At 61.4% G+C, this 23506-nt stretch carries 23 protein-coding genes; 7 read left to right on the forward strand and 16 right to left on the reverse strand.

Features of this window, described 5'->3' with window-relative positions:
- The 13 genes from AS93_RS18790 to AS93_RS20555 form a co-directional block, all read right to left on the reverse strand.
- Nucleotides 1-547: TraC family protein (locus tag AS93_RS18790; RefSeq protein ID WP_037008595.1), on the reverse strand; the 547-nt coding region annotated here is incomplete at its 3' end.
- Entirely contained in the window at nucleotides 547-957 is a 411-nt protein-coding gene (locus tag AS93_RS0105500; RefSeq protein WP_027589669.1) for a TIGR03751 family conjugal transfer lipoprotein, read from the reverse strand. The genes AS93_RS0105500 and AS93_RS18790, both read right to left, overlap by 1 nt.
- On the reverse strand, nucleotides 938-2338 hold the full coding sequence (locus AS93_RS0105505) for a TIGR03752 family integrating conjugative element protein (protein WP_027589670.1): 1401 nt from the start codon (nucleotides 2336-2338) through the stop codon (nucleotides 938-940). The genes AS93_RS0105500 and AS93_RS0105505 overlap by 20 nt, the downstream gene beginning before the upstream one ends.
- A 206-nt stretch (nucleotides 2339-2544) precedes the next feature.
- On the reverse strand, nucleotides 2545-2886 hold the full coding sequence (locus AS93_RS0105510) for a type II toxin-antitoxin system HicB family antitoxin (protein WP_027589671.1): 342 nt from the start codon (nucleotides 2884-2886) through the stop codon (nucleotides 2545-2547).
- Entirely contained in the window at nucleotides 2883-3134 is a 252-nt protein-coding gene (locus AS93_RS0105515) for a type II toxin-antitoxin system HicA family toxin (RefSeq protein ID WP_027589672.1), read from the reverse strand. The genes AS93_RS0105510 and AS93_RS0105515 overlap by 4 nt, the downstream gene beginning before the upstream one ends.
- Before the next feature lie 116 nt (nucleotides 3135-3250).
- Nucleotides 3251-4060, reverse strand: a complete 810-nt coding sequence (locus tag AS93_RS18795; RefSeq protein ID WP_051587349.1) for a TIGR03749 family integrating conjugative element protein — start codon at nucleotides 4058-4060, stop codon at nucleotides 3251-3253.
- A complete protein-coding gene (locus AS93_RS0105525; RefSeq protein ID WP_027589673.1) occupies nucleotides 4057-4716 on the reverse strand; it encodes a PFL_4703 family integrating conjugative element protein in 660 nt (219 codons plus the stop codon). Before AS93_RS0105525 ends, AS93_RS18795 begins: the two co-directional genes overlap by 4 nt.
- Nucleotides 4713-5108 (reverse strand): TIGR03750 family conjugal transfer protein, encoded by a 396-nt coding sequence (locus AS93_RS0105530; RefSeq protein WP_027589674.1) that lies wholly within the window; start codon nucleotides 5106-5108, stop codon nucleotides 4713-4715. The genes AS93_RS0105525 and AS93_RS0105530 overlap by 4 nt, the downstream gene beginning before the upstream one ends.
- 13 nt (nucleotides 5109-5121) lie before the next feature.
- Nucleotides 5122-5472: a TIGR03745 family integrating conjugative element membrane protein gene (locus AS93_RS0105535; RefSeq protein ID WP_037008596.1), complete on the reverse strand. Its 351-nt coding sequence runs from the start codon at nucleotides 5470-5472 to the stop codon at nucleotides 5122-5124.
- A gap of 23 nt (nucleotides 5473-5495) precedes the next feature.
- On the reverse strand, nucleotides 5496-5729 hold the full coding sequence (locus AS93_RS0105540) for a TIGR03758 family integrating conjugative element protein (protein WP_027589676.1): 234 nt from the start codon (nucleotides 5727-5729) through the stop codon (nucleotides 5496-5498).
- The gene (locus AS93_RS18800) at nucleotides 5726-6088 is read right to left on the reverse strand and encodes an RAQPRD family integrative conjugative element protein (RefSeq protein WP_037008597.1); all 363 of its coding nucleotides are present in this window, start codon (nucleotides 6086-6088) and stop codon (nucleotides 5726-5728) included. Before AS93_RS18800 ends, AS93_RS0105540 begins: the two co-directional genes overlap by 4 nt.
- Before the next feature lie 161 nt (nucleotides 6089-6249).
- Nucleotides 6250-6786 (reverse strand): hypothetical protein, encoded by a 537-nt coding sequence (locus AS93_RS20550; RefSeq protein WP_155956109.1) that lies wholly within the window; start codon nucleotides 6784-6786, stop codon nucleotides 6250-6252.
- 22 nt (nucleotides 6787-6808) lie between these two features.
- On the reverse strand, nucleotides 6809-7366 hold the full coding sequence (locus AS93_RS20555; RefSeq protein WP_155956110.1) for a hypothetical protein: 558 nt from the start codon (nucleotides 7364-7366) through the stop codon (nucleotides 6809-6811).
- Between the two features lie 906 nt (nucleotides 7367-8272).
- On the opposite strand from AS93_RS20555, the gene AS93_RS18805 reads away from it, so the two are divergent.
- The 7 genes from AS93_RS18805 to AS93_RS0105575 are packed head-to-tail and all read left to right on the forward strand — an operon-like array spanning nucleotide 8273 to nucleotide 20067.
- Complete coding sequence (locus tag AS93_RS18805) at nucleotides 8273-8461, forward strand: hypothetical protein (RefSeq protein ID WP_034016142.1); 189 nt, start codon at nucleotides 8273-8275, stop codon at nucleotides 8459-8461.
- Between the two features lie 2 nt (nucleotides 8462-8463).
- Nucleotides 8464-11013, forward strand: a complete 2550-nt coding sequence (locus AS93_RS0105550; protein ID WP_027589677.1) for a DEAD/DEAH box helicase family protein — start codon at nucleotides 8464-8466, stop codon at nucleotides 11011-11013.
- Nucleotides 11014-11058: 45 nt separating this feature from the next.
- The gene (locus AS93_RS0105555; protein WP_027589678.1) at nucleotides 11059-13470 is read left to right on the forward strand and encodes an N-6 DNA methylase; all 2412 of its coding nucleotides are present in this window, start codon (nucleotides 11059-11061) and stop codon (nucleotides 13468-13470) included.
- 2 nt (nucleotides 13471-13472) lie between these two features.
- Entirely contained in the window at nucleotides 13473-14189 is a 717-nt protein-coding gene (locus AS93_RS0105560; RefSeq protein ID WP_027589679.1) for a hypothetical protein, read from the forward strand.
- A 22-nt stretch (nucleotides 14190-14211) separates the two neighbouring features.
- On the forward strand, nucleotides 14212-17058 hold the full coding sequence (locus AS93_RS0105565; RefSeq protein WP_027589680.1) for a TrlF family AAA-like ATPase: 2847 nt from the start codon (nucleotides 14212-14214) through the stop codon (nucleotides 17056-17058).
- A 1-nt stretch (nucleotide 17059) separates the two neighbouring features.
- Entirely contained in the window at nucleotides 17060-18328 is a 1269-nt protein-coding gene (locus AS93_RS0105570) for an ATP-binding protein (RefSeq protein WP_027589681.1), read from the forward strand.
- A 23-nt stretch (nucleotides 18329-18351) separates the two neighbouring features.
- On the forward strand, nucleotides 18352-20067 hold the full coding sequence (locus AS93_RS0105575) for a DUF262 domain-containing protein (protein WP_027589682.1): 1716 nt from the start codon (nucleotides 18352-18354) through the stop codon (nucleotides 20065-20067).
- Between the two features lie 275 nt (nucleotides 20068-20342).
- Here AS93_RS0105575 and AS93_RS0105580 read toward each other — a convergent pair whose 3' ends face one another.
- The 3 genes from AS93_RS0105580 to traD all read right to left on the reverse strand — a co-directional run.
- Entirely contained in the window at nucleotides 20343-20885 is a 543-nt protein-coding gene (locus AS93_RS0105580; protein ID WP_155956111.1) for a hypothetical protein, read from the reverse strand.
- 151 nt (nucleotides 20886-21036) lie between these two features.
- A complete protein-coding gene (locus AS93_RS0105585; RefSeq protein ID WP_027589684.1) occupies nucleotides 21037-21783 on the reverse strand; it encodes a TIGR03747 family integrating conjugative element membrane protein in 747 nt (248 codons plus the stop codon).
- Nucleotides 21780-23506, reverse strand: a 1727-nt coding sequence (gene traD / locus AS93_RS18810) for a type IV conjugative transfer system coupling protein TraD (protein ID WP_037008598.1), incomplete at its 5' end; no start/stop codon positions are given. The genes AS93_RS0105585 and traD, both read right to left, overlap by 4 nt.

The following is a 23506-nucleotide window of genomic DNA, read 5'->3' on the forward strand; positions in this document are numbered from 1 at the left end:
GCATCACCGTGGTGTCCTCGAACAGCCCGCCGGGCTTGGCGATGGCGTCCAGGTGGTGGGCGAAGAAGCGCAGGTAAAACTCGCTGAAGGCGCTGCCCCGGGCGCGCGGCTGCTGGTAGGCCTGCAGGGTCTGCAGGTAGTCGGACCAGTCCGTTTCGTCCTGGGCGTAGAACTGCACCACCCAGGGGTTCTCGTCGAGCTCGTCGAAGGCGTCCTGCAGAGCATTCTCCAGCGCATCGCGCGCCTGCCACAGCCACGCCAGCTCGCGACCCTCAGTGCCGATCGGCTGCAGCTCGAAGAACGCCGCCACCGACAGGCCGTCTTCGAGCAACAGGCTCTGCGACTCGGGCAGGTACTCGACCCACGGCAGCCGGTCCACGAAGGACGGCCCCACCGCATACAGCGCCTCATGCTCGGCCTGGGTGGCCGGGCGGCGTCCCAGCCCAGGCGCGCCGATGCCAGCACTGGCCAGCGTCGCGACGTGCCGGCTCCAGGCGCCTTGGGCCTCGTCCGTCGTCTGCGGATCCGCCGCACGACGCCAGCGCATCAGAGATCCTCCAGCCGTTCGCCCGGCAGCGCGTACTGCACCCGCTGGTAGAACGGGAACACCGTGCTGTAGCCAGGGACCGGCACCGGCTCGCTGCCGGCCAGGTGCGGAAAGACGTACATCACCAGATCGGGATTGGGCAGGCGCGGGAACTGGCTGCGGATCTCGCTGGCGGCACTGCGGGTGTATGCCGCGTTGGGCGTCGCACGCTCATGCTCCTCCAGTGACCGGCGCAGCGTCAGGCGCGCCTCCAGCAAGGCCCCCTGCCCCGCGCCACCGGTCTGCTGTCGCCAGATATCCAGCATGCTCGACTCGTCGCGCGCCAGAAGCTGCTGGGTGTCGGTGGCGCAGCCACCGAGCAGGGCCAGCGCGAGCAGCCACAGGCCGCATTCAGTCCAGTTCCGCCGCATGGGTGGCCTCCTGCCGATGGGCAACCCGGCGACCCCGGGCGTCGTAATCGATGGCCAGCGCCTGCTCCAGGTGCACGGCGACCCGGGCTCCGGGCTGCACGTACACCGCCGCAAAGGCCTGGCCGTAGAGCTTGTTGACCCAGTCGGCCATGTCGCGCACGCCGCCGGCGAGGATGCGTTCCATCACCTGACTGCCGCCGATGCCGACCGTGCCCAGCGCGCCGTTGCCGCTGGCCACCACCGCAACACTGTCCTTACCGGACGAGATCAGCGAGGCGGCGCCGGCGCCGGCCGCAGTCATCAGCGCCTGGGTGCCCAGATACTGCTGGGCGTTGCTGCGCCGCTCACCGCTCACACAGGGATTGCCCTGGGGATCGCTGATCCAGCCCAGGCCGTCCTGCATCCCGCTGCCGCCACGCGCCTGTCTGCCCTCCTCCGGCAAGGTGCGCACCGTACCGTCCTGGAACACGAAGGTGATGGAGCGGATCTGCCCGCGCACGCAGGACAGCGTCCAGTCGCCCGAGGCGGTGCCGCTGACCACCGCGCCGGCCACATCGGGCAGCTCGATGCCGTTGGCGGTCAGGTTGTCGGCGCCGATCAGCACCTTGAAGGGATAGGGATCGTTGACCGTGCCGTCGATGGGCACGCGGCCAATCAGCGCAGTCATGGCCACCGAGCCCATCAGCGTGGCGTTGGCCGGCAGCGTGTAGACGGCTCGGGTGGATCCGCTCAGGACTTGCCGTACTTGCCCGCTCGCCTCTCCTACCGCCTCGGCCAACGCGGGGCGTTCCGGCCTGGCAAGGCCAAAGCCAACAGGCTTCGCCTGGCCTGCAGATTGCGACTCGGTGCGCAGCTCTTCCGGCTCGATCCAGCGCAGCCCCGCCGATTCGCCTACCAGATCGCCGGGCTCCAGGCCCAGGCCGATGGGCAGTTCGGGCGCACCCCGGGCCGCCAGTGCATCCAAGCGCAACTGCAGTTCCTGCAGCAGGCTCTGGGTCACCTGGCGTTCGCCGAATAGTTCTCCGCGCGCCTGTTCCAGCCGTTTGTGCTCGGCGGCCAATGCCTGCTCGATGCGCTGATCGATCGCTCCCTCACGGGCGCGCAGCCGTTCGTTCTCAGCCTTGTGCTGGCGGTTGTCGCCCAGCGCGCGCTGCAATTCGCCGCGCAACTGCTTCACCTGCGCCACCAGGGTGGCGACGGTGTCCTGCGGAGTGTCGCCGGCAATGCCCAGCGCATGCATCTCATCAGGGGTAAGCCGCGCCGCCTCGCCCGCCAGCGTGGGCGGCTGGGATTCGCCATCGGCGGACAGCCGCACACCGACCCACACCAGCAGCAACGCCACCGGCACCAGCAGCCACTTCAGCAGTGGGTTACTGCCCATCGGCCAGCTCTCCGCGAGCGACAGGTATCGAGGTGAAGCCAAACAGAGCGGTGCGCATCACGCCATTCCTTGGGGTCAGGGAACGGCATGATGCGCGGGCGTGGATCGTTATGCGGGAGGCAATGGGGAGCTGGAGGGTACCGGATTCGTTTGCGTGTAACGGGAAACCGCCACGACTAAGCGGCAGCGAGGCAATTGGCGCACCGCTATGGGTGATGCGCCAGATACTCGGCCAGCGCGCGGCGGGTCAGGTCGTTCAACGTAATGCTCTGCCGGTTCGCCGCAACGCTGGCGGCCAGATGCAGGTCGTGCCCGATGCGAACGTTGAACGAGCCCTTGCAAGGTACCTCGGGCTCCTGCCCCAGGCTCGCGCAGGTGTCCAGATAATCATCCACCGCCTGCTCAAACGCCTCCTTCAGCTCGGCGACGGTCTCGCCTTCGTAGCTGACCAGCGCCCGGATGAACTGGAGCCTGCCAAACAGGCAGTTGTCCTCCGGACTGGCTTCGATCGAGCCGTAATAACCCCGGTGCTTCAACAGATTGCTCATCCAATCAATCCTCCCGCCTTCAGGTGTTCGATCACCTGGCGTTTCACATAAGCCTTCAGCTCGTTACCCGGGTGCGGCCTGTGCAGGTTGATCATCGCGCGCGGATCGCCATTGTCGAACTTGACACGACTCCCCGCTCCCTCGATCTGCCGATACCCAAGGCTGCACAGCAAAGACACCAGCTCAGGCCAGGTGAATCCGGCCTGTTTGCTAAGCAGTTTCGCCAGCAACTTTGCGTGCTTGGTCATGCTCCCTCCGAGCTGCAACTAATGCTAGTTGCAATCACGCTAACGATCAATCGACCTGGTTCTGCCGGATCAACAAGATGGGGGGAACTATGGCTGGGCCGGCTCGACGCAGCCATTCACTGGGCCGGCACGACGGGCACCGGCAGCAACGCACCGGCCAGACCCTGCCCGCGCGTCACCAGGTAGACCACCGTGGTATCCGTCGCCTCGCCCGCGGGGCCGAGGGTGGCGTGCTGGAAGGTGGCCGCCACGAACGCGCCCTGCAGCGCGCGCGGATCCAGTTCCAGCCAGCGCGTGGACTGGTTGCTGAGGCGCACCGCGCTCACCCAGTAGTCATCCAGACGCCAGGCCGCCAAGGCCCGCGCCTGAACCGGCAACGCCGGCAGCAGGGTCTGCAGCGGCAGATCCGGGCGCAGGCCGACCCGGGCGATGCCGAGCAGCGGCTCGACAGTACGCAACGGCGCATAGAGCATCTGTGCCGCGTAACGGGTCAGCGCCACCGGCAACGGCGTCGGCGTCGGCCGCGGCGTAGGCAGCTCCATCTCGCCCGCCGTAGCCGCTTCCTCGCTGACGATGCGCAACGGCTCCAGGGGCGCCTCGCCGGCAGCCGCGGCGCTGGCCACGACATCCAGTAACAGCAGCGCGCCTGAATCCACATCCTGTACCTGCAGCCGCGTCGGCCCCAGCGCCTCGCTGGCCCGCAGGTAGAGCGCGCCGCCCGCGCTCTGCACCCGCAACCGCGCCCCCACGCCGGCGGGCACGCCGACCCGTACGCGGCGATCGACAAACACCACGCGCTCCTCCCCGACCTGCAGTGACACGCTCAGGGGCAAGCGCTCCCAGCGCAGAATCTCCACGGCCTGGCTCAGCGGCGCCAGGCCCAGGACCGCCATCAGCACGGCACCGCGAATGACTGCCCACCTCATGGCTTTCCTCCCTGCCCAGGCTCGGCGGCCGGCGGCTCGATGCGTTGCGGCGCGCCGGAAAAGCAGTCCAGCGCCAAGCCGAACGGATTGCGCTGCGGGTCGATGTCCAGGCGGATGACCTTGAGCGGATAGCGCACCAGGGCGCGCTTCACCTGCTCGGCGCCGTAGTACTCATCGGCGCTGACATCCAGGGTCACCACCCAGTCGCGGGCCGACAGTGCCCGCACCCGCGCGGCGGGGTTGTCGCCATAGCCACGCCCGGGAATCTCATAGATGCCGCGCACGCGCTGACGCAGCTCGCCGCTGCTACGGCGATGCTCGTAGTCCTGACGCAGAAACGCCTGGCAGGCTGGCGTGAAGTAGGCGGCCAGCGCCTGCAGATTGCGCGGATAGTCTTCCTCGCCATTGCTCGGCCAGCGCTGCAGCTGCTGCCAGACGTAGAAGGTGAAGGCATACACGCTCTCCGGCGGCACGTCCCACCACTTGCGGGTGCTGCCCGAACGCAGGTCCGGCGGCACATGGATGGTCAACTGACTGGGCGCACTCCACCAGCCGAAGCCCAGCAAGAGCGCCAACAGGAACAGCGCGCCGAGCGCCAGGCGCAGGGTGCGCACATGTGCCTGCAGATGGCTGACCTCGTTGCGAAAGCGGCTCATCGCGGCCCCCGGCCGAAGCTGCGGCGCGTCGTCCAGTAGCCCGAGCGGGTGATCAGCCCCTGCCCGCCCAGCCAGTCCGCCACCAGCGGATGGCGCACCGCCAGGCGCCACTGCAGTTGCCGGTACAGCCAGGTGTCCGGCCGGCCGCGCTTGTGCCGGCGCAGCAGGCCGCCGCCGACGAACACCCCCAGCGCGATGCAGCCCACCAGCAGCGCCGGCAGTACCGCGACGCTGCCCAGCACCCAAGCCAGCGGCAGGCCAATCAACAGCCCGCCGGCCGCTGACAGTGCCACGCAGATCCACAGCTCGTCGGCGGTCAGCCCGCGCACCACCACCGGCTGGTGATTCAGCCGGTGCGGCAGGAAGGTCACCTGACGCTCGTCAGTGGCCATGTCGGCGCCGGCCCTAGAGCACGCCGGTGGCGTTGGTGAGCAGCCAGATTCCCACCACCAGCAGGATCGCGCCCACCGCCACCGTCAGCCCGAACTGGCCCCAGGTGGCACGCCCGGTGTGGATCTCCGAATAGCGCGTGTAGGCGTGGTAACACACGCCCACGAACATCGAGGCCACCACCAGCAGCGCCACCAGCAACACGATGTCGTAGCCGTAGTTCTGCAGCGTCTGCATGATGCCGCTGCCCTGCCCCCGCGACGGGTCCTCCATGGTCGGCAGGCCCTGCGCCAGTGCCGGCAACGGCAGCGCCGCCAGGGTCGGAATAGTCAGGATGAAACGAGGGAAACGCAGTTCAGTCTTCATGGCGGTCGGGCCTTTGCGGGTGGTCAGGACAGAAGGAAGAAGGTCAGCACCAGGTACAGCGCGAAAAAGCGCACCACGACCCCGAGGAACTGGCGCAGCGACAGACGCTGCTCGGCCCAGCCGACGTAGGCGGTGCGCATCGCCCACACGCCCCACACCAACAGCACGGCGAACACCAGGCCGAGCAGCAGGGTCGCCACGACCGCCGGCGCAACGCCGCCATTGGCCTGGAAGGCACTGGCCTGGGCAGCGGTCATGGCGCCGCCTGCGCATCAGCGGTCCGAACAGACAACAGGTAATCGCCGGCCAACGGCTCCGGCTCGCGCGGTTGGGCGCGTGGCGGCGACAGGTACGCCTGAATACCGGCGCGCACGCGCTGCAGATCCTCGCGCAGGCGGGCGTGATCGAAGTGGTAGCGCTCGGAGGGATTCGGCTGGTAGCTCGAAGCGACAGCGATGAGAAAGCGGTCCAGCAGATCAAGCTGGTGAAGTGCGCTGGCCAGGTTCTGGCGATGCAGATCCATGTCGGTGGCGGAGGCGACGGACGCCCAGGTCCACAGCGTTGCCAGCAGCAAGACTGCAAAGTAGTGGGTGGGCTTGAGGAGCGGGAAACGCATCACGCCATCCCTTGAGCAAGGAGGAAGGCGTGATGGTGGAGGAAGGAGGCAGCTCAGGCACTGCGGAATCGGGTTTTGAAGGTCTCCAGATTTTCGTCAATCTTTAAGTAAAACCCGTAACCACCGGTCAATCCACACCCTTGGAAATCCGAGAATTCCGTTCAAACATCAAAACACTCGAGGAATTCTTTTCGCAAAACCGAAACAACCTCGTATGCACCGAAAATCTTAAATTCGCCGCCGGGGTATAATTCCAGTCTAACTTCTTCCCCTGCTCGTACGGCCGTATAATTGACGAAGTCCGGGCCACCACTTATTGTTATCGTGCGAGACTTAAGAATATGGAATTTTCTATGTTCAAGCCACTTATATATATTAATAGCATTGGCACGACAGGCCCATTCTGCCGCACTGTCCGAAAGCCTAGTCAAGTCATCTTCAACAGAACCATTTTCTTCAAGTATCAGCCCTTCAGTGCCAGGCCATCTTAACCAGGCACGATCAAAATCAAGCATGGCTGCTTCCGGCGTATCACCATAACCAACAACTCCGTCCTCAGAGCTGTCACCGAGGTATGTGCACCACTGGTTGCCGTCGAGTCTTAAATTCGGCAGAAGCCGAACCGAAGGCCGCTCTTGAAGCAACCGCAGCTTGCTTAACGCAACTCCAGCCTCCATCAGTAATTTATTCTCATCCATACCATTCCCCGAAGAAGACATTTTAATCGACAATCCCAGGCACGCGACGGAAGTACCTATAAAAAGAACTCCTCAAGTCAGCGACAATTTCCTGACCACCAACAAATTCCACAAGCCCTTCACGATTATTTCGCTCAAAACTTTCACCTTTAAAATAGAACTTATAAGAATATACAGGGACCCCTTCACTATAACATTTAATGAAAAGATCCCCACCCGTAACCCCCATAGCCGCAAACCATTTATCTACCGCCGCATACCCCGCAGGGCAATTCCAAGTTGCAACTCTTTTTTCATCAACGCTGTATTCGCCCGGCGCGACGTGGTGTGAGTTTTTGTCAAATTTTACAATTGACTTCCAGATCCTCGGGGGATTACACCACTGCTTATCGAAGTCCACCAGTGCTTCTTCTTGCGTTATGCCAAATCCGGCGATACCCTCCTGCAAATCTCGACCATAGAGGGCACACCAGTGACCCTCGTCACGGAACAAACGAGGTTTATATAAATTCGATGGCCGAGAGTACGCCTCCAATAAAATCGTTGCGTCTTCATGTAGTTTTTGTATTAACAAATCCATACGTCCTCCCTCTAGGCGATAATAGCCAACCAGATTTCTTGGCGGAATCTCATTAACAGCATAATCATTTCCAGCAGTGGCGGTTCTTTTACCAGCTTCTGCGTCTCACTGGACAGCGGATGCTCTCTGTTCCGAGTACTAGCTGGGTTGATTATGCTCAACCAAGAGCGAAATTTCACGAAGTCTGCCCCCCGTTCAAACAACAAAGCTCACGCTATCCCACACGCACGACAACTTGCGTCGCGAGCCCACCCGACCATCCTTTCAAGGCTTGGACACACGGCGCAGTTCGCGACTGATATTTAGGCTGCGGTGATCGCTGAGCGACTTTGCAACCGTGACTCGGCCCGGCGGAATGGGGAAAGGGACCAGCTCTTCGGCAAAGGAAGTGCGTGAAGAAGCCGTGGCGAGTGGTGGACGTTGTTACTCATGGTCTGACGGCCCAGTCCAGGAACAGCAGCATGATCCAGAGATGCTGCCGGACCGCAACCCGTACTACTCGGCATGAAGGCGCCCATCGGTGCCAGCAACGAATCCGGTGGTACACACTGCGGTGGGCAAAACGACCAACGTCCGGTCGACCTGCACGCGGGAGAACAAGGTGCTGATCTGAGCAGCGGTCATGGAGCCGCTTGCGCATCAGCGATCCGAACAGACAACAGGGCCAACGGCTCCGGCTCGCGCGGCTGGGATCGCTATGCAGCCCACCAGCATTGTGGGCTGCACCGCAGCCGGCATGCCCTGCATCCCATCGCCATCGAGGTGGAGCACCCTGTAAAGCCGACTGCAGACAAGGTAGCGAACCATCAAGCAGCCTCAAACAAGACTGCTACCCCCTGAAGAGAACTATGGTGGCGTGAGGCAAAATGCAGTACATTTGCGTGACATCACTGACGAGACGCTGCCATGTCACGCCTGAAGGACGAAACCCTATCCATCCGCACCTCCGCTGAGATCAAGCAACTTCTGCGCTTGGCCGCTGATCGCGAGCGCCGTTCCGTAGCGTCAATGATCGAAATTCTGGTGCTGGAGTACGCTCGTACGCATGGCCTGAAACCAGATCCTCAAGGTGAGTCAGTAAAGGGAGGCGTCTGAGGATGGCGAATGCCAAGGAAGCGCAAGCGCGCGTCAAAATCAACAAACTGCTGGAATCTGCTGGCTGGCGCTTCTTCGACGACGCCAAGGGCAAGGCCAACGTAGCACTGGAGCCTAACGTCAAACTCAGCCAGGCCCAGATCAATGATTTGGGCGAGAACTTCGAAGCGACCAAGAATGGCTTCGTCGATTTTCTGCTGCTGGACGAAAAAAGCTTTCCGCTGGTGGTGCTGGAAGCCAAGTCCGAAGACAAGAACCCGCTGGTCGGCAAGGAGCAGGCGCGTAAATACGCAAAGTCGCTCGACTGCCGCTTCGTGATCCTCTCGAACGGCAATCTGCACTACTTCTGGGACTTACAGCAGGGTAACCCGCACATCATCACCGCCTTCCCAACACCGGATTCGCTCAAGAGCTACCGGAAGTTCGAGCCCGACCAGAGGCGCCTGATTACCGAAGCCGTCGGACGCGACTACATCGTCCAGACCCAGCTGCCGGAATACGAGAAGGAAGCTGGCTGGCTCAATGCAGACGAGCGCCCGGCTTTTATCACCAAGAACAAGCTGCGCTTCCTGCGGGACTATCAGAAGAAGGCGCTCAATGCGATTCAGGATGCGGTCGCCGAAGGCTCGACCCGTTTCCTGTTCGAAATGGCGACCGGTACCGGCAAGACCCTGACCTCTGCCGCCGTCATCAAATTGTTCCTGCGTACCGGCAATGCCCGCCGCGTGCTGTTCCTGGTGGATAGACTGGAGCTGGAGGATCAAGCAGCGAAGGCGTTCAAGGACTATCTGAAGAACGACTACGCCACGGTCATCTACAAGGAGCGCCGTGACGACTGGCGCAAGGCCGAGATCGTGGTCACCACGGTGCAGTCGCTGTTGTTCAACAACAAGTACAAGCGCCTGTTCTCGCCCACCGACTTCGACTTGGTCATTTCGGATGAAGCCCACCGCTCCATTGGCGGCAATGCCCGCGCCGTCTTCGAGTACTTCGTCGGCTACAAGCTTGGGCTGACCGCGACCCCGCGCGACTACTTGAAGAGCTTTGACGCGAGCAAGCCAACCACCCGCGACCCGCGCGAGCAGGAACGCCGTCTGCTGCTGGACACCTACCGCACCTTCGGTTGCGAATCGGGTCAGCCGACCTTCCGCTACTCGCTACTGGATGGTGTCAAGGAAGGCTTCCTGATCAACCCTGTGGTGGTCGATGCCCGGACCGACATCACCACCAAGCTGCTATCCGAGCAGGGCTATGCCGTGATGGCTCCCGTCGGCGAGGACGGGCAGCAGGAGCAGAGCTTCGTTTCCAAGGACTTCGAGAAGAAGTTCTTCTCCAAGGCGACCAACGAGCTGTTCTGTCAGACCTTCATCAAGAACGGTTTGCGCGATCCCGTGACCGGCGAGTTTGGCAAGGGCCTGGTATTCGCCGTTAGCCAAAACCATGCCGCCAAGCTCACCCAGATCTTGAACGAGCTGGCGGACGTGCTTTGGCCCGGCAAGTACCAGTCAGACTTTGCGGTGCAGGTCACGTCCAACGTGGCGGATGCACAGCAATACACCATCAACTTCACCAACAACAACCTGCTGGGTTCAGCCAACTTCAATGCCCTGTACAAGACCAGCAAGGCGCGCGTGTGCGTGACAGTGGGCATGATGACCACCGGGTACGACTGCCCGGACATCTTGAACCTGGCATTGATGCGCCCGGTGTACTCGCCGTCCGATTTCGTGCAGATCAAAGGACGCGGTACGCGCAAGCACAACTTCCTTGAACAACTGTTCGATGACGATCTGAAGCCGCTGATCAACGAGCCAGAAAAGGCCCGCTTCAAATTCTTCGATTTCTTCGCCAACTGCGAATACTTCGAGGAAAAATTCGACTACGACGAAGTACTCAAGCTGCCGGCGCGCAGCAGCGAGGGAGAAGGTCAGGGTGAAGCGCCGCCACCGCCGACGGGCGGGCTCTACGAGCACACGGGCGCCGATGCCATCTTCCACGTAGCCGAACAGCAAATCGGCTACGAAGGCATGAAGATCGACCGGATGTTCTTCGAGAAATTCGAAGAACAGGTCAAAGCCGACCCGACGCTGCAGCAGCAGGTTGAAAACGAGCAGTGGGAGCAGGTCATCGACTACGTGACCAGCCAGCTGTTCGACAAACCCAACGAGTACTTCAACCTGGAGAAGCTGCGCCGTGCCGCCGGGGTGGATCGACGGCTAAGCCTGAAGGAAATCCTGCAGAAGATCTTCGGCCTGATCCCCTACTTCAAGAGCAAGGACGAACTGCTGGAGGATGAATTCCAGGAGTTCCTGCTCGCCAACCAGAGCAAGCTGACCGAAGACCAAGGCGCTGCTGTCCTGGCCATGAAGTACTTTTTCAAGGCGTACGCCACCGATGCCGCCCTGCGCGCCATCATCGACGACAAGCGCTTCGGTGAGCTGAACGTGAACCCGGCCTTTGGCGTGGGCGACCTGCGTGCCGTGCCGGCCGAGTGGCGCGAAGGCATCCCCGAGTACGTCAAAGACTACGTGCCGCTCAACCAATTCATGTAAGTCATTCAAGGCTGCCGTAGGTGGCCGAACGAGAAGAACAACACCATGCTGGATACCGACACCAAACGCCGAATCGACTCCTGCCGCGACATCCTCGTCGGCAAAGTGCCTGACCCCAAGAGCCAGGTCGAGCAGATCACCATCGCGCTGATCTACAAGTTCATGGACGACATGGATGCACAGTCCGAAGAGTTCGGCGGCAAGCGCAGCTTCTTCGTCAACGGCTTTGAGAAATACAGCTGGAGCAAACTGCTGGCGCCCAGCATGGGGGGGCAGGACACGCTGAACCTTTACTCCGAGGCCATTGGCAAGATGACCGAGAACACGCACCTGCCAGCGTTGTTCCGCGACATCTTCAAGAACGCCTACCTGCCTTACCGCGATCCGGAAACGCTAAAAGCGTTTTTGAAAGAGATCGACGGCTTTTCCTACGATCATTCCGAGCGACTAGGCGACGCTTTCGAATACCTGCTGTCGGTGCTGGGCAGCCAGGGCGATGCGGGCCAGTTCCGTACGCCGCGACACATCATTGATTTCATCGTCCGGGTCATCAACCCGCAGAAGCACGAGCGCATCCTCGACCCCGCCTGCGGTACGGCAGGCTTTCTGATCTCGGCCTGGAAATACATCCTGGACCAGAACAAAGCGCACAAGCCGGGCGACAAGCTGACGCCGGACGAGCGCAACAAGCTGGCCGCCAATATCCACGGCTACGACATTTCACCGGATATGGTGCGTCTGTCGCTGGTGAACCTCTACCTGCACGGCTTCACCAACCCGCACGTGGATGAGTACGACACGCTTACCAGTGAAGACAAGTGGAACGAACACGCGGATGTGATCCTCGCCAATCCGCCCTTCATGTCACCGAAAGGCGGCATCAAACCGCACAAACGTTTTTCCATTCAAGCCACACGCTCGGAAGTGCTGTTTGTCGATTACATCCACGAGCATCTGACCCCCAACGGACGGGCCGGCGTCATCGTGCCGGAAGGCATCATTTTCCAGACGGGCACAGCTTACAAGGCACTGCGCAAGCTGCTGGTACAGAACTCACTGGTGGCCGTCGTCTCCTTGCCGGCTGGGGTGTTCCAGCCCTATAGCGGCGTCAAAACTTCCATCCTGATTCTGGACAAACGACTGGCCAAGCAGACCCACAAGGTGTTGTTTGTGAAGGTCAGCAATGATGGCTTCGCATTGGGGGCTCAGCGCCGGCCAATCGAACAGAACGAATTGCCTCTTGCCCAGCAAGCGTTGGCGAAATTTTTTGCTGATCCGATAGGTTTTGAGAACGATGGATTCGCACATGCAGTAGAGCGGGGGCGAATTGCTGAAAATGGAGAGTGGAGCCTGAGCGGTGACCGATATGTGCAGGGCGAAATTATATCATCGCGGTTCAGGCAGGTGGAAATCGGGACAGTGATCGAAACTGTCACCCCTCCGGCAAAACTCCAAAAGGAAAACTATCTGCAATCAGGCCGCTACCCGATCATCGATCAATCTCAGAATGAAATAGCAGGCTGGACAGACGACGCAGCTGCGATCATCCACCCAGAAAAACCGTTCGTTATTTTTGGCGACCACACTTGTGCCGTCAAACTCGTTCGCCAACCATTCGCCCAGGGGGCAGACGGCATCAAAGTCATTAGAACAGCTGATGAATTGATGCCCGAGTTCCTATTTTATTTTCTGAAGACCCACCCTCTTGAGGCCGACGGCTACAAGCGACATTTCACCGACTTGAAGCGCAAGATAATTCCCCTTCCACCGATCGATATTCAACGCGAAATCGTTGCCGAGATTGAGGGCTGCCAGAAGATCATCGACGGCGCACGCCAGGTAGTAGAGAGTTACCAGCCTCGCATCAATGTGCAGAAGGATTGGCCATTACTCGCAATAAGAGAAGTTGCTCATGTCGATAGCGGCTTCGGCTTCCCTCTGGACATGCAAGGCTCAAAAGATAAGCCGTATCCTTTCCTCAAAGTCAGTGACATGAATTTGCCAGGAAACGAGTCTCGAATCATCACCCATAACCACACTGTCGACGCCAGTGATCTGGCTAAAATGAAAGCCAAAACATTTCCAGCTGGTACCGTCATTTTCCCAAAAATCGGAGCGGCAATCGCTACCAACAAGAAACGCATCCTGACTCGGGAAGCCACATTCGATAACAATGTCATGGGTATTATCCCTAATGTGTCGAAGCTCGTTCCCGAGTACCTACTGACGCTACTTCTCTCCTTTGATCTGTCACGCTGGGCCAGTGACGCTCAGCCACCGTCGATGCGAAAAACTACTGTAGAAGAGCATCGTATACCTGTCCCGGACTTGGAAACCCAACATGCCATTACCGCTGATATCGAAGCAGAGCAAGTCTTGATCGAAGCTAACAAGAATTTGATCGCGCGTTTCGAAGCTAAAATTAAGGCCGCCGTCGAACGGGTCTGGGTTAGCTAAACATGGTTGCCGCACTGGAAATCCACGACTACCTGCCGCTGGCCTATCCATCAGCCAGTGAAGGCGAGTACATCCGCTTTGTCTGGGAAGCTTTCGAGAGCAACTATGAGGCAGGCAAGTATCAGTTTGCGATGCTGGCTTTCCATATGCTCTACATGAGCTACGTGTATTTCTCGGTGTGGCGAATCAAACAGGCCAAGCCGGAAGCCTTCACCCATGCCGTGCTGTTCCAGCAAAAAGAAAAGGAGCTGCTGACCGCCAGCTCGCCCTTTACCTTCAGCGAAGTCAATGAGCGCAGCATCTTCAAATTCCTGCGCCTGGCCGGTTGCGAAAACCAGCACATCGGCAAGTTTCAGAAGTTGGTGGATCAACGCAATGAGATCGCACATCCCAACGGCAACATCTTCTTCAGCGATCAGGCAACGGCAGACCAGCGCATCGAAGAAGTCATGCAGCAGATCCGGGGCATCCAGACCCATATGCCGAGCGTGCTGCATGCTTGTTTGTTGCAGTTCCTGCGCGACAGCGCGAACCCGGACGAGCGAGAGATCGCCGACAGCGAAGTTCATGTGGAAATCAACTTTCTGCACAAGCACTACCTGTCGCGCAAGGACATTGAGGCGTGTCTCGCCTGCGACCTGAGCGAGTTCGATGACAGCCCATTCCGGGGCGAGGTACAAGTGCTGATGCAAGTACTCCAAACCAAAGCGGAGGAATGATGGTCGCAACCAGGAGAAGAACATGAGCCAACCCTGGCCTTACCCCGGCGCACGCTGGTGGAAGTTCGATTTCCATACCCACACGCCGGCCTCCAAGGACACCGGGGCATGGCAGGCCGCCATCGGCACGCCAGATGAGCTGACGCCACAGAAATGGCTGCTCAAGTACATGGCCGCTGAAATCGACTGCGTGGCGGTCACCGACCATAACACCGGTGAGTGGATCGACAAGCTCAAGGCGGCTTACGCAGAGATGAAGCGTGAGGCCGATGCAGGCACGCCGCCGGGCGGGTTCCGCGAGCTGCACCTCTTCCCCGGTGTGGAAATCTCGGTGCAGGGTGGCTTCCACCTGCTGGCGATCTTCGATCCGTTCGCCACCAGTCAGACCATCAGCGACCTGCTGGCGCAGGTGGATTACCAAGGCACGCGCGGCGACAGCGATGGCGTGACCCGAATCGGTGCCGCCCAGGTGGTGGAGCGCATTCTGGCGGCGGGTGGCCTTGCCATTCCGGCACACGTAGATAGCGACAAGGGGCTGCTACAGGTCGAGCCAGGTACGCGCAAATGCCTGATGGATACCACGACGGTCAAGCAGGTCTTGCAGGAGCCCGGCATCCTGGCGCTGGAGTGGACCGCCTCCTCCAGCCCCGTGCCCATGGTGCTGGATGAACTGAAACTGCGCTTCGCCAGCGTGGTGGGCAGCGATTGCCACAGCTTCCAGGGGGGGGCTGTTCCGGGCTCGCGCTACACCTGGATCAAGATGGCCCAGCCCAGTCTAGAAGGCTTGCGCCTTGCGCTACTGGACGGGCAGGAGGTCTCGGTAAAGCGTAGCGACGAGAGCAGCGGTTTTGCGCCGTTCAACACGCCCGAGCATTTCATCGAGTCGATTGAAATCCGCGACGCGCGCTACATGGGGCGCGGCAGAACGCCTGCCAGCTTGCCGCTCAACCCCTACTTCAATGCCCTGATCGGTGGGCGTGGCACCGGCAAATCGACCATCGTGCATGCCCTGCGCCTGGCCTATCGCCGTGAGAAGGAGCTGTCGCTCAACTCGGAAGCCGGACAGACATTCAAGCGATTCAACGATGTTCCCAGGACCCGCAATGACGGAGGCGGACTGCGGGCAGAGACGGCCATCTGCGTGCAAGTACAGCGCGACGGCATGCCCTATCGCCTGATCTGGCGACAGGATGGCCAAGGCCACGCGGTGGAGGAATGGGACGCCGTTACGGGCAGCTTCAAGCCCTCGGCAAGCCAGGCCGTCACCGAGCAACGCTTCCCGCTGCGCCTGTTCAGCCAAGGGCAGATCGCCGCGCTGGCCGGAGACAGCCAACAGGCGCTGCTCAAGGTGATTGACGATGCGGCGGGCACGCAGTCGCCGCAAGCCGCTTTCGAGGAGGCCAAACGTGCCTTCCTGGTCGCACGGGCGCAGATGCGCGAGCTGGACGGCAAGCTGCAAGGGCGTGAGTCGTTGACGCTGGCCCTGCAAGACATTCAGCGCAAGCTGGCCCGCTTCGAGGGCGCCGATCATGCGGCGGTGCTGAAAAACTACCAGCGCACCAGTCGGCAAAGCCGCGAGCTGGAACGCCAGTTCGAAGCCTCCGTCGAACTGGCAACCCGCTTAAAAGCGCTTGCCGCCGACCTGTTGGCGGAAGACTTGCCGGAAGGGTTGTTCGATACCGCCGAGGACGGCCCGGCACTGAGTCTTGTGCAGGCGCTGCACGCAGCCATCACCAAAACACGGCAGGAGATCGAGAACACGGCTGCAGCGCTGCAGGAACGCGGACAAGTCCTGCGCAACGAATTGGAAGCTTCGCCCTGGTTTGCGCGGATCGGCTCGGCCAAGGGGGCTTACGACCAGCTCAAGGCCGACTTGCAGCAACAGGGGGTCAGCGACCCCAGCGAGTACGGCCGCCTGGTGCAAGAAAAGCAGCGCCTGGAATCCGAGCTGAAGAAGCTGGAGTCCTTGCAGAAGCAGCACACCGAGTTGCGCGAAAAGGCCAAATCGCTGCTGGAGCAGGTGCTGTCCGCCCGCCGTGCCATCAGTGCCCAGCGCAGCACCTTTCTGCAGGCAACGCTGCAAGGCAATCCCTTTGTGCGCATCGAGCTGATTCCTTACAGCCGGGATGCGCAGGGCGTTGAGCGCTCCCTGCGAGAAGTGCTTGGGGCTGCTGACGGCAAGTACGTCGACGACCTGTATCAGGAGCAAGAGGGGGCATCCCCCAAAGGGCTCGTGGCCGATCTGTTGAGCGCGGTTGATCTGGTCGAGCAGCCGGGCGCATGGGATACGGCGGCCTTCGAGCAGGCGCTACTGACTCAGAAGAAGCGCCTCTCGCAAGCCTGCCGCGGACAGGCGGAGTTTGGCGGCTGGTTCAATAAATTCTTGAAAGCAGAAGCCGACAAGCGCCCAGAGTTCATCGATCACATCCTGTGCTGGTTCCCCGAAGACGGTTTGCAGGTGGAGTACAGCCGTAAGGGAGACGGGCGGGACTTTCAGTCCATCGGTCAGGCGTCCGCCGGGCAGCGCGCGGCCGCCATGTTGGCCTTCCTGCTGGCGCACGGCAATGAGCCGCTGGTGCTCGACCAGCCAGAAGATGACCTAGACAATCACCTGATCTACGGGCTGGTAGTGCAACAGATCCGCAGCAACAAGCTGCGCCGTCAGCTCATCATCGTGACCCACAACCCCAACATCGTGGTCAATGGCGACGCGGAGTTGATCCACGTGCTGGACTTCAACCACCAGTGCCATGTGAAGCAAACTGGCTCCTTGCAGGATCAGGCCATGCGCCGCGAAGTCTGCCAAGTGATGGAAGGCGGCGAAGAAGCGTTCGAACGGCGTTACCAACGCTTGGGAAGAGAGGTTTGACATGTTCGACAACATCGCGGACTTGATCGACAAGATTCGCCTGGGAGAGGACTCCTATCTGGAGTTGAAGGAAGTCCGCTTTGCCGGTCAAAAGGTGTCGGCACCCCATAAGGATTCTCTGGCCGATGAGCTGGCCGCTTTCGCCAACAGCCGGGGTGGTGTGTGCGTGCTCGGCGTGGACGACACCCGTGAAGTGCTCGGTATCCCGCTGGAGCGCCTGGACCTGGTCGAGGATTTCGTCCGGCAGATTTGCCTGGACAGCATCACCCCGCCGCTCGCGCCGGTGATCGAGCGTCTGAGCCTGCCCAGCACGTCAGGCGAGCCCTTGCCGGTATTGAAAGTCGATATCGCAAGCAGCCTGTTCGTACATAAAAGCCCAAGCGGCTATCTGCACCGCGTGGGCAGCGCCAAGCGTGAAATGGCTCCGGACTATCTGGCGCGGCTGTTCCAGCAACGGAGCCAGGCGCGCATCATCCGCTTCGACGAGCAGCCGGTGCCAGGCGCCACACTCGACGACCTTGTAGATGATCTGTGGCAACGTTTTGCCAGTCCGCGCGTGCAGGATTCGCGCGAGGTGCTGCTGGATAAACTGGCCATGGCGCGCCCCGATGCCGACGGTGCACTTCGGCCAACCATCGCCGGCGTGCTGATGGCCAGCGCTGACCCTCGCCGCTGGCTGCCAAATGCCTTCATTCAGGCCGTGGCATACCGTGGCACCGAGGTGCTGCCGCAAGGCGACACGGCCTATCAACTCGACGCCCAGGACATCACCGGGCCGCTGGATGCCCAGGTGCTGGCGGCTTGCCACTTCGTCCGCAAGAACATGCAAGTCTATGCCGCCAAGAATGAGGGCCGGCACGATCTGCCGCAGTACGACATGACCGCCGTCTTCGAGGCCCTGGTCAATGCCGTTGCGCACCGGGATTACTCGATCCATGGCGCCAAAATCCGCCTGCGGATGTTTGCGGACCGGCTGGAGCTGTATTCGCCAGGCGCCATCCCCAACACCATGACGGTGGAGAGCCTTCCCTACCGCCAGGCCGCGCGAAACGAAGCCATCACCAGCCTGCTGGCCAAATGTTCCGTGCCCGAGGCGGACAAAGCGATCACGGGCCGCAGCGCCATGATGGACAAGCGTGGCGAGGGGGTTCAGATCATTCTGGATCAGAGCGAACGACTGTCCGGCAAGCGGCCGGTTTACAGGTTAGTGGATGACTCCGAGCTGTTGTTGATCATCCCCGCTGCCGAGCCTCCCGCAGCAGTTGAGTGAGATTGAGAGGATAAGGAAGCACCATGGCCAAGGCTGAAGCCAGCGTTGAAGAACTGGTCTCCATGATCGAGCGCGGTGAGCTGCGCTTGCCGGAAATGCAGCGGCAGTATGTGTGGCGTTCTACGCGGGTGCGCGATCTGTTGGACTCGCTGTATCGCGGCTATCCATCGGGCGCCATCCTGCTTTGGGAAACGGATGAAGCCGTGCCGCTGCAGGATTTCGCGGTCAGCCAGAGCACGAACCCCTACCAGAGCACGCGGCTTCTGCTGGATGGTCAGCAGCGTCTGACCTCGCTCTCGGCCGTCATTCGTGGCGAGCCGGTGTCGGTGCGCGGTCGTCGTCGGCCCATCGACCTGCTGTTCAACTTGGAGCATCCCGACCAACTGGCGGTCGTGACCGAAGTGGAAGAAAACGGCGGCGATGAGGAGGATTTTGATGAGGACGGCGAACTGATTGGCGACGAGACGGACTCAACCGAGGACGAACTGCTCAAGCGCTTCAACAAGATGACCTTCGTGGTGGCAACCCGCAAGCTGGAGCAGTTGCCGCAGTGGGTGAAAGTGTCGGACGTGTTCAAGACCGACAACGATGCGCCGTTCCTCAAACGTGCCGGCGTCAGTGGTTTTGACGATCCGCGTTACGAGAAGTACAGCCAGCGCCTGGCCCGGCTGCGGGGCATCCGCAAGTACGTTTATCGGATGGATGTGCTGGAACGCACGCTTTCCTACGATGAGGTCACGGAAATCTTTGTCCGGGTGAATTCACTGGGCGCCAAGCTCCGCAGTTCCGACCTAGCGCTGGCGCAGATCACCGCCAAGTGGCGGCACTCGCTGCAGACGTTCCAGGATTTTCAGAAGGTTTGTGCCAACACGGGCTTTGACCTCGATCTTGGTTTGCACTTGAAGAACCTGATGGCGTTTGCCACCGGTCAATCACGTTTTCAGATCGTGGGCAGCCTGAGTGTGGAGAAGTTGCAGAAGGCATGGAAAGAAGCCTGCGAGGGAATGGAGTTTGCCCTCAACTTCGCGCGCAGCAATCTGGGCATCGATAGCCCGGCGCTGCTGTCATCGCCCTTCCTGCTTGTGGTGCTGGCGTACTTCGGACACAGTCGCGACTATGTGCTGAGCAGCGATGAGGCGCAGCAGTTGCGTTACTGGGCCTTGGCGGCCAATGCCAAAGGCCGTTTCTCCCGTGGCTCCAGTGAGACCATCCTGGATCAGGATTTGGCGACCATCCGCAATGGCGGCGGCGTCAATGAACTGATCGACCGGTTGCGCCTGCAATTCGGTCGCCTTGACATCACGCCGGAAGAACTGGAAGGACGCAACCAGCGCAGCGCACTGTTCAAGACCATGTTCCTGGCGTTTCGTGCGGCAGGCGCCAAGGACTGGCGCAGCCACCTGGCCATTGCTCTGGATCACTCGGGCAGCCAGCACCGCTTGCAGTTCCACCACATTTTTCCCAAGGCATTGCTGCGAGGCAGCTACACCTCTCGCGAGGCTGACGACATCGCCAACCTGGCTTTCATCGGCGGCAAAACCAATCGCGCCATCAGTGACAAGGCGCCTGTGACCTACCTGTTGCCTCTGATGGCGCAGCACGGTGCGGCACCATTCGCGGCACAGTGCATCCCGGTGGAGGAGGAACTGCTGACACTGGATCACTACAAGGCGTTCTTGCAAGAGCGCCGTAAACGCATCGCGGCGGCACTGAATGCTTTCATCCATGCGGCCGCGTGAGCTGTCAGGGCCACATTGTTGCCACGCTGTTCACCACATTGACGCCACTTTGTGCACACCATGTTGCCACCATGCCTGTACACATTCCGGCCTGGACGCAGCGCGAGAGTCGCTCGTCTCTAGCACGATGAGCACATTCTCGGCAGCTGCCCCGTTCCCTTATACATAAGGAAATCAGACATCAGGTCTTGGGTTAGCGTCGGGAAAGGCTTTCAGGGGTTCCGCAAAGAACTCGTCATAGGTGTCGGGGTGATACGTGACGATTACTTTGGGCATCAGGCATTCGCCAGAACAACCAGCCGCTTGGTGGAGTGATCCGCCAGGGCCCGCAGCGCATCACCGCTGGCCAGCCCATCGATTGAACGAGGAGCCTCATAGGCCTGACGAGCCAAATCGTTGACAACGGATACCCACGACCGACCCTTGGCGAAGGATCGGCGCAACTGCGCATGAAGATCAGAGAGCGGAGCAGGCACAACGACGTTCTTCAGCGCAAGCTCGATGCCCCGCAGGCTGGTCACCAGTTCCTGAAGCACCGCGCAGTTCTCTGGGCCGATGTATGCCTCAACGCCGTCGCGCGTGTATTTCTTGGCCAGATTCATGAAAACCCGCTCAAGCTCATGGGCCTGCTGAATGACCGCATGGATTGCTTCGGCAAGCGCCTGCATCGATTGCTGCTGCTCGATCGGCGCGGTTTGCGTTTGGCTGTCAGGCTGCTGTTGGGCGGCGGCGGACTCATAACCAACCATGAGCCCCAATGCAGCCGTAATAAGTGCCTGCGAGAGATTGCTCATGGTCTTTCCTGGCGACTTGCTCATGGCGACTCCGCGCAGCGAATGCTGCCGTGAATCAGGGCGGCTTGTTAGCCAGTCACGGATTATCACAACCGGACGTTCACAGCGTCAACCTAACAGACTCCAAGGCCACCATCGATTTGCCGGTCCCCCAACCCAGTTGGCCTGCACATTCTCACAGATATTTCTTGAAACTCCCCACACCAACATTCACCACCAACCCCAACCCCGCCGCCCCCGGCAGCAGAATCCACAACGGATGCAGCGACACCGGAAGCGCCAGGTAGACAATCCCTGGCAGCACCGCCATGGGAATCAACAGCGCCTTGGCGCGGTGATAGACGAAGCCGGACTCCCGACCAGCGCCGAAGCGGCGAATGTCGCGGCGGACCAGGCCATCCACCAGGCCGACGAAGGCGGCGAGCAGTAACAGCGGCAGGCTCAGCGCCAGGACCAGCAGTCGCACCAGGAAGGTCAGCGTTGTGTAGGCCGCGGCCAGCAGGTATTTCTCGATCCAGACGTAGCCCTGGCCGAGGTAGTAGCGGGCGTTGGGCATGCCCGTAGATGAAGCCGCCGGTGCTTGTGAGACATCGCGGCGCAATTGCTGCAGGCCGCTTTTCACAAACAGCCATTCGTGGGCAGTGTCCACCAGCCGCTGCGCCGTGCGGCCCGGCTCGCGCACCAGGACGCTGCGGGTGAACTGGCTGGAGAGCTGCTCCAGCTCGAAATCAAGCATCGCCTCGGCGTGCCGCCAGCCCTGCTCGCGCCAGAACAAGTGCAAGCCCACGCATTCGACCAGGATCGACAGCAGCAGCGAGGCGCACAGCATGCCGAACAGCCGCCACGGCAGGCTCAACAGGCGTATGAACAGGCCGCGCGAGGCCGCCTGCTGTCGCTGGGCGGTGCCGACCGCATCCTTCACGACCGATCCCCGCCGCTTTCGCCCGATTCAGCAGGCGGCCAGTTCTCGGTCAGATCCGCGGGTAACCCCTCGTTCGGCGAGCCCGTACCGGTCCACCACTGCCCCGCTTCCGCGTAGCGCTGGCGCATCTGCGCGGTCAGTTGCTGCAGGTCGGCGGGCATCAGCTCGTCCGGATCCGGCGCCGGCAGTGGCATGCGCACCTTCCAGAGGGTGCCGCCCTCGATCAGCGCGAAGCACTGGCCCTTGGGCAGGGCCACCACATGCGCGGGTTCGATCAGCGGCACGCTGGTCGCGCTGATGCGCTCCTGAGCGTTGCTGGTGAAGTCGGTCGCGCCGTGAATGTCGGAGCTGTCAGTGGCGCTGCTGACCACCATGGTGGTGTGCACCTCGACCTTGGGCAGCTGTTTGGTCAGCAGCTCGGCGGTGGCGGTCTCGCGCACGCGCAGCATGAACAGGTTGTTGAAGTTGCCGATCACCTGCCCGGCCTTGGCGCGGTTGCCCAGACGCGCCTCGATGTCGCTGAGGGTCTGGGTGTAGGCGGTCACCTGCATGCCGGCGCCGCCGCCCTTGTTGATCAGCGGAATGAACTCGTCGCCCATCAGCTCGTTGAATTCGTCGGCGTGCACGTTGATGGCCACCTTGCGGTCGGGCCGCGCGCCCGGCAGGCCGTCGTCGATGCCGTGTTTGTAGAGGTGGCCGGCCACCGACACCAGGTCGCTGAACATGGCGTTGCCCACCGCCGCCGCCACCTCGGCGTCGGACAGCGCATCCAGACCGACATAGACGACCGCCCGCTTCCGGATGATCTGCATCCAGTCGAAGATCGGTCGCGGGTCGGCCAGGTCGGTGTAGTCCGGGGCGAGCAGCCGGGCGATGGTGCCGGTGGTGAGCTTCTCCAGCAGCGGCAACAGGCTGGCGACGATCTTGTCGAAGTAGGTGCGGTCGTAGCGCACCGCCGAACGCAGGCCGTCGAGCACCGGATCGTAGGTGCGCGCCTGGGCCAGGTACTGCTCCAGCGCCACCACGCGCTTCTCGCGACCGACCATATGGCGCGGGATGCTCTTGTCGCTGAGCCGGCCTTCGAGCTGGACGATCACCTCCCAGGCCTTGGGGTCGGCCTTGGCGAAGAAGTGCCGGGCGTATTCCAGGAACAACGCATCGATGTTGACCACATGGCGCTGGATCAGCAGGTAGTCCGGGCGCAGCCCCAGCGCCACCAGGGCGCGGGCGATGATGTTGACGAAGCGCCAGGCGAATTCCCGAAACGCCGCGCTATTGCCTTCTCCGGACAGCTGGCCGGCGATGCGCGTGGCCACTTCCGAGATGCGTCCGAAGCGCCCCACCGCGTTGTAGCGGGCGCTGATTTCCGGCCAGCCGAGATGGAAAACGTAGAACTCTCCTTCCCGCCCGGCCCGCCGCGCCTCGACGTACATGCGCTTGAGCAGGTCCGCGTCGCCCTTGGGGTCGAAGACGATCACCACCTCATGCTCGTCGTTGACCCGGCGGCGGATGTCCTGGGTGATGAACAGCTCGGCCAGCCGCGTCTTGCCGACCCGTGTGGTGCCCAGCACCAGGCTGTGGCCGACCCGCTCGCCCAGCGGCAGGCTGACGTCGACTTCCTGCGGCTCGATGCCATGCAGGCGCGGCAGGCCGCCCAGCGGTGGCAGTGGCCGCACCGGGTTGAGCGGGCTGTCCCAGGCCAGCAGGCGTGCCAGCCGGGCCA

The organism is Pseudomonas sp. RL (assembly GCF_000647775.1).
Taxonomy (GTDB): domain Bacteria; phylum Pseudomonadota; class Gammaproteobacteria; order Pseudomonadales; family Pseudomonadaceae; genus Serpens; species Serpens flexibilis.

Bases quoted from the DNA above. Each gene is read 5' to 3' on its own strand.
- AS93_RS0105500 (WP_027589669.1), bottom strand. From the start codon at position 957: ATGCGGCGGAACTGGACTGAATGCGGCCTGTGGCTGCTCGCGCTGGCC.
- AS93_RS0105505 (WP_027589670.1), bottom strand. From the start codon at position 2,338: ATGGGCAGTAACCCACTGCTGAAGTGGCTGCTGGTGCCGGTGGCGTTG.
- AS93_RS0105510 (WP_027589671.1), bottom strand. From the start codon at position 2,886: ATGAGCAATCTGTTGAAGCACCGGGGTTATTACGGCTCGATCGAAGCC.
- AS93_RS0105515 (WP_027589672.1), bottom strand. From the start codon at position 3,134: ATGACCAAGCACGCAAAGTTGCTGGCGAAACTGCTTAGCAAACAGGCC.
- AS93_RS18795 (WP_051587349.1), bottom strand. From the start codon at position 4,060: ATGAGGTGGGCAGTCATTCGCGGTGCCGTGCTGATGGCGGTCCTGGGC.
- AS93_RS0105525 (WP_027589673.1), bottom strand. From the start codon at position 4,716: ATGAGCCGCTTTCGCAACGAGGTCAGCCATCTGCAGGCACATGTGCGC.
- AS93_RS0105530 (WP_027589674.1), bottom strand. From the start codon at position 5,108: ATGGCCACTGACGAGCGTCAGGTGACCTTCCTGCCGCACCGGCTGAAT.
- AS93_RS0105535 (WP_037008596.1), bottom strand. From the start codon at position 5,472: ATGAAGACTGAACTGCGTTTCCCTCGTTTCATCCTGACTATTCCGACC.
- AS93_RS0105540 (WP_027589676.1), bottom strand. From the start codon at position 5,729: ATGACCGCTGCCCAGGCCAGTGCCTTCCAGGCCAATGGCGGCGTTGCG.
- AS93_RS18800 (WP_037008597.1), bottom strand. From the start codon at position 6,088: ATGCGTTTCCCGCTCCTCAAGCCCACCCACTACTTTGCAGTCTTGCTG.
- AS93_RS20550 (WP_155956109.1), bottom strand. From the start codon at position 6,786: ATGGATGAGAATAAATTACTGATGGAGGCTGGAGTTGCGTTAAGCAAG.
- AS93_RS20555 (WP_155956110.1), bottom strand. From the start codon at position 7,366: ATGGATTTGTTAATACAAAAACTACATGAAGACGCAACGATTTTATTG.
- AS93_RS18805 (WP_034016142.1), top strand. From the start codon at position 8,273: ATGTCACGCCTGAAGGACGAAACCCTATCCATCCGCACCTCCGCTGAG.
- AS93_RS0105550 (WP_027589677.1), top strand. From the start codon at position 8,464: ATGGCGAATGCCAAGGAAGCGCAAGCGCGCGTCAAAATCAACAAACTG.
- AS93_RS0105555 (WP_027589678.1), top strand. From the start codon at position 11,059: ATGCTGGATACCGACACCAAACGCCGAATCGACTCCTGCCGCGACATC.
- AS93_RS0105560 (WP_027589679.1), top strand. From the start codon at position 13,473: ATGGTTGCCGCACTGGAAATCCACGACTACCTGCCGCTGGCCTATCCA.
- AS93_RS0105565 (WP_027589680.1), top strand. From the start codon at position 14,212: ATGAGCCAACCCTGGCCTTACCCCGGCGCACGCTGGTGGAAGTTCGAT.
- AS93_RS0105570 (WP_027589681.1), top strand. From the start codon at position 17,060: ATGTTCGACAACATCGCGGACTTGATCGACAAGATTCGCCTGGGAGAG.
- AS93_RS0105575 (WP_027589682.1), top strand. From the start codon at position 18,352: ATGGCCAAGGCTGAAGCCAGCGTTGAAGAACTGGTCTCCATGATCGAG.
- AS93_RS0105580 (WP_155956111.1), bottom strand. From the start codon at position 20,885: ATGAGCAAGTCGCCAGGAAAGACCATGAGCAATCTCTCGCAGGCACTT.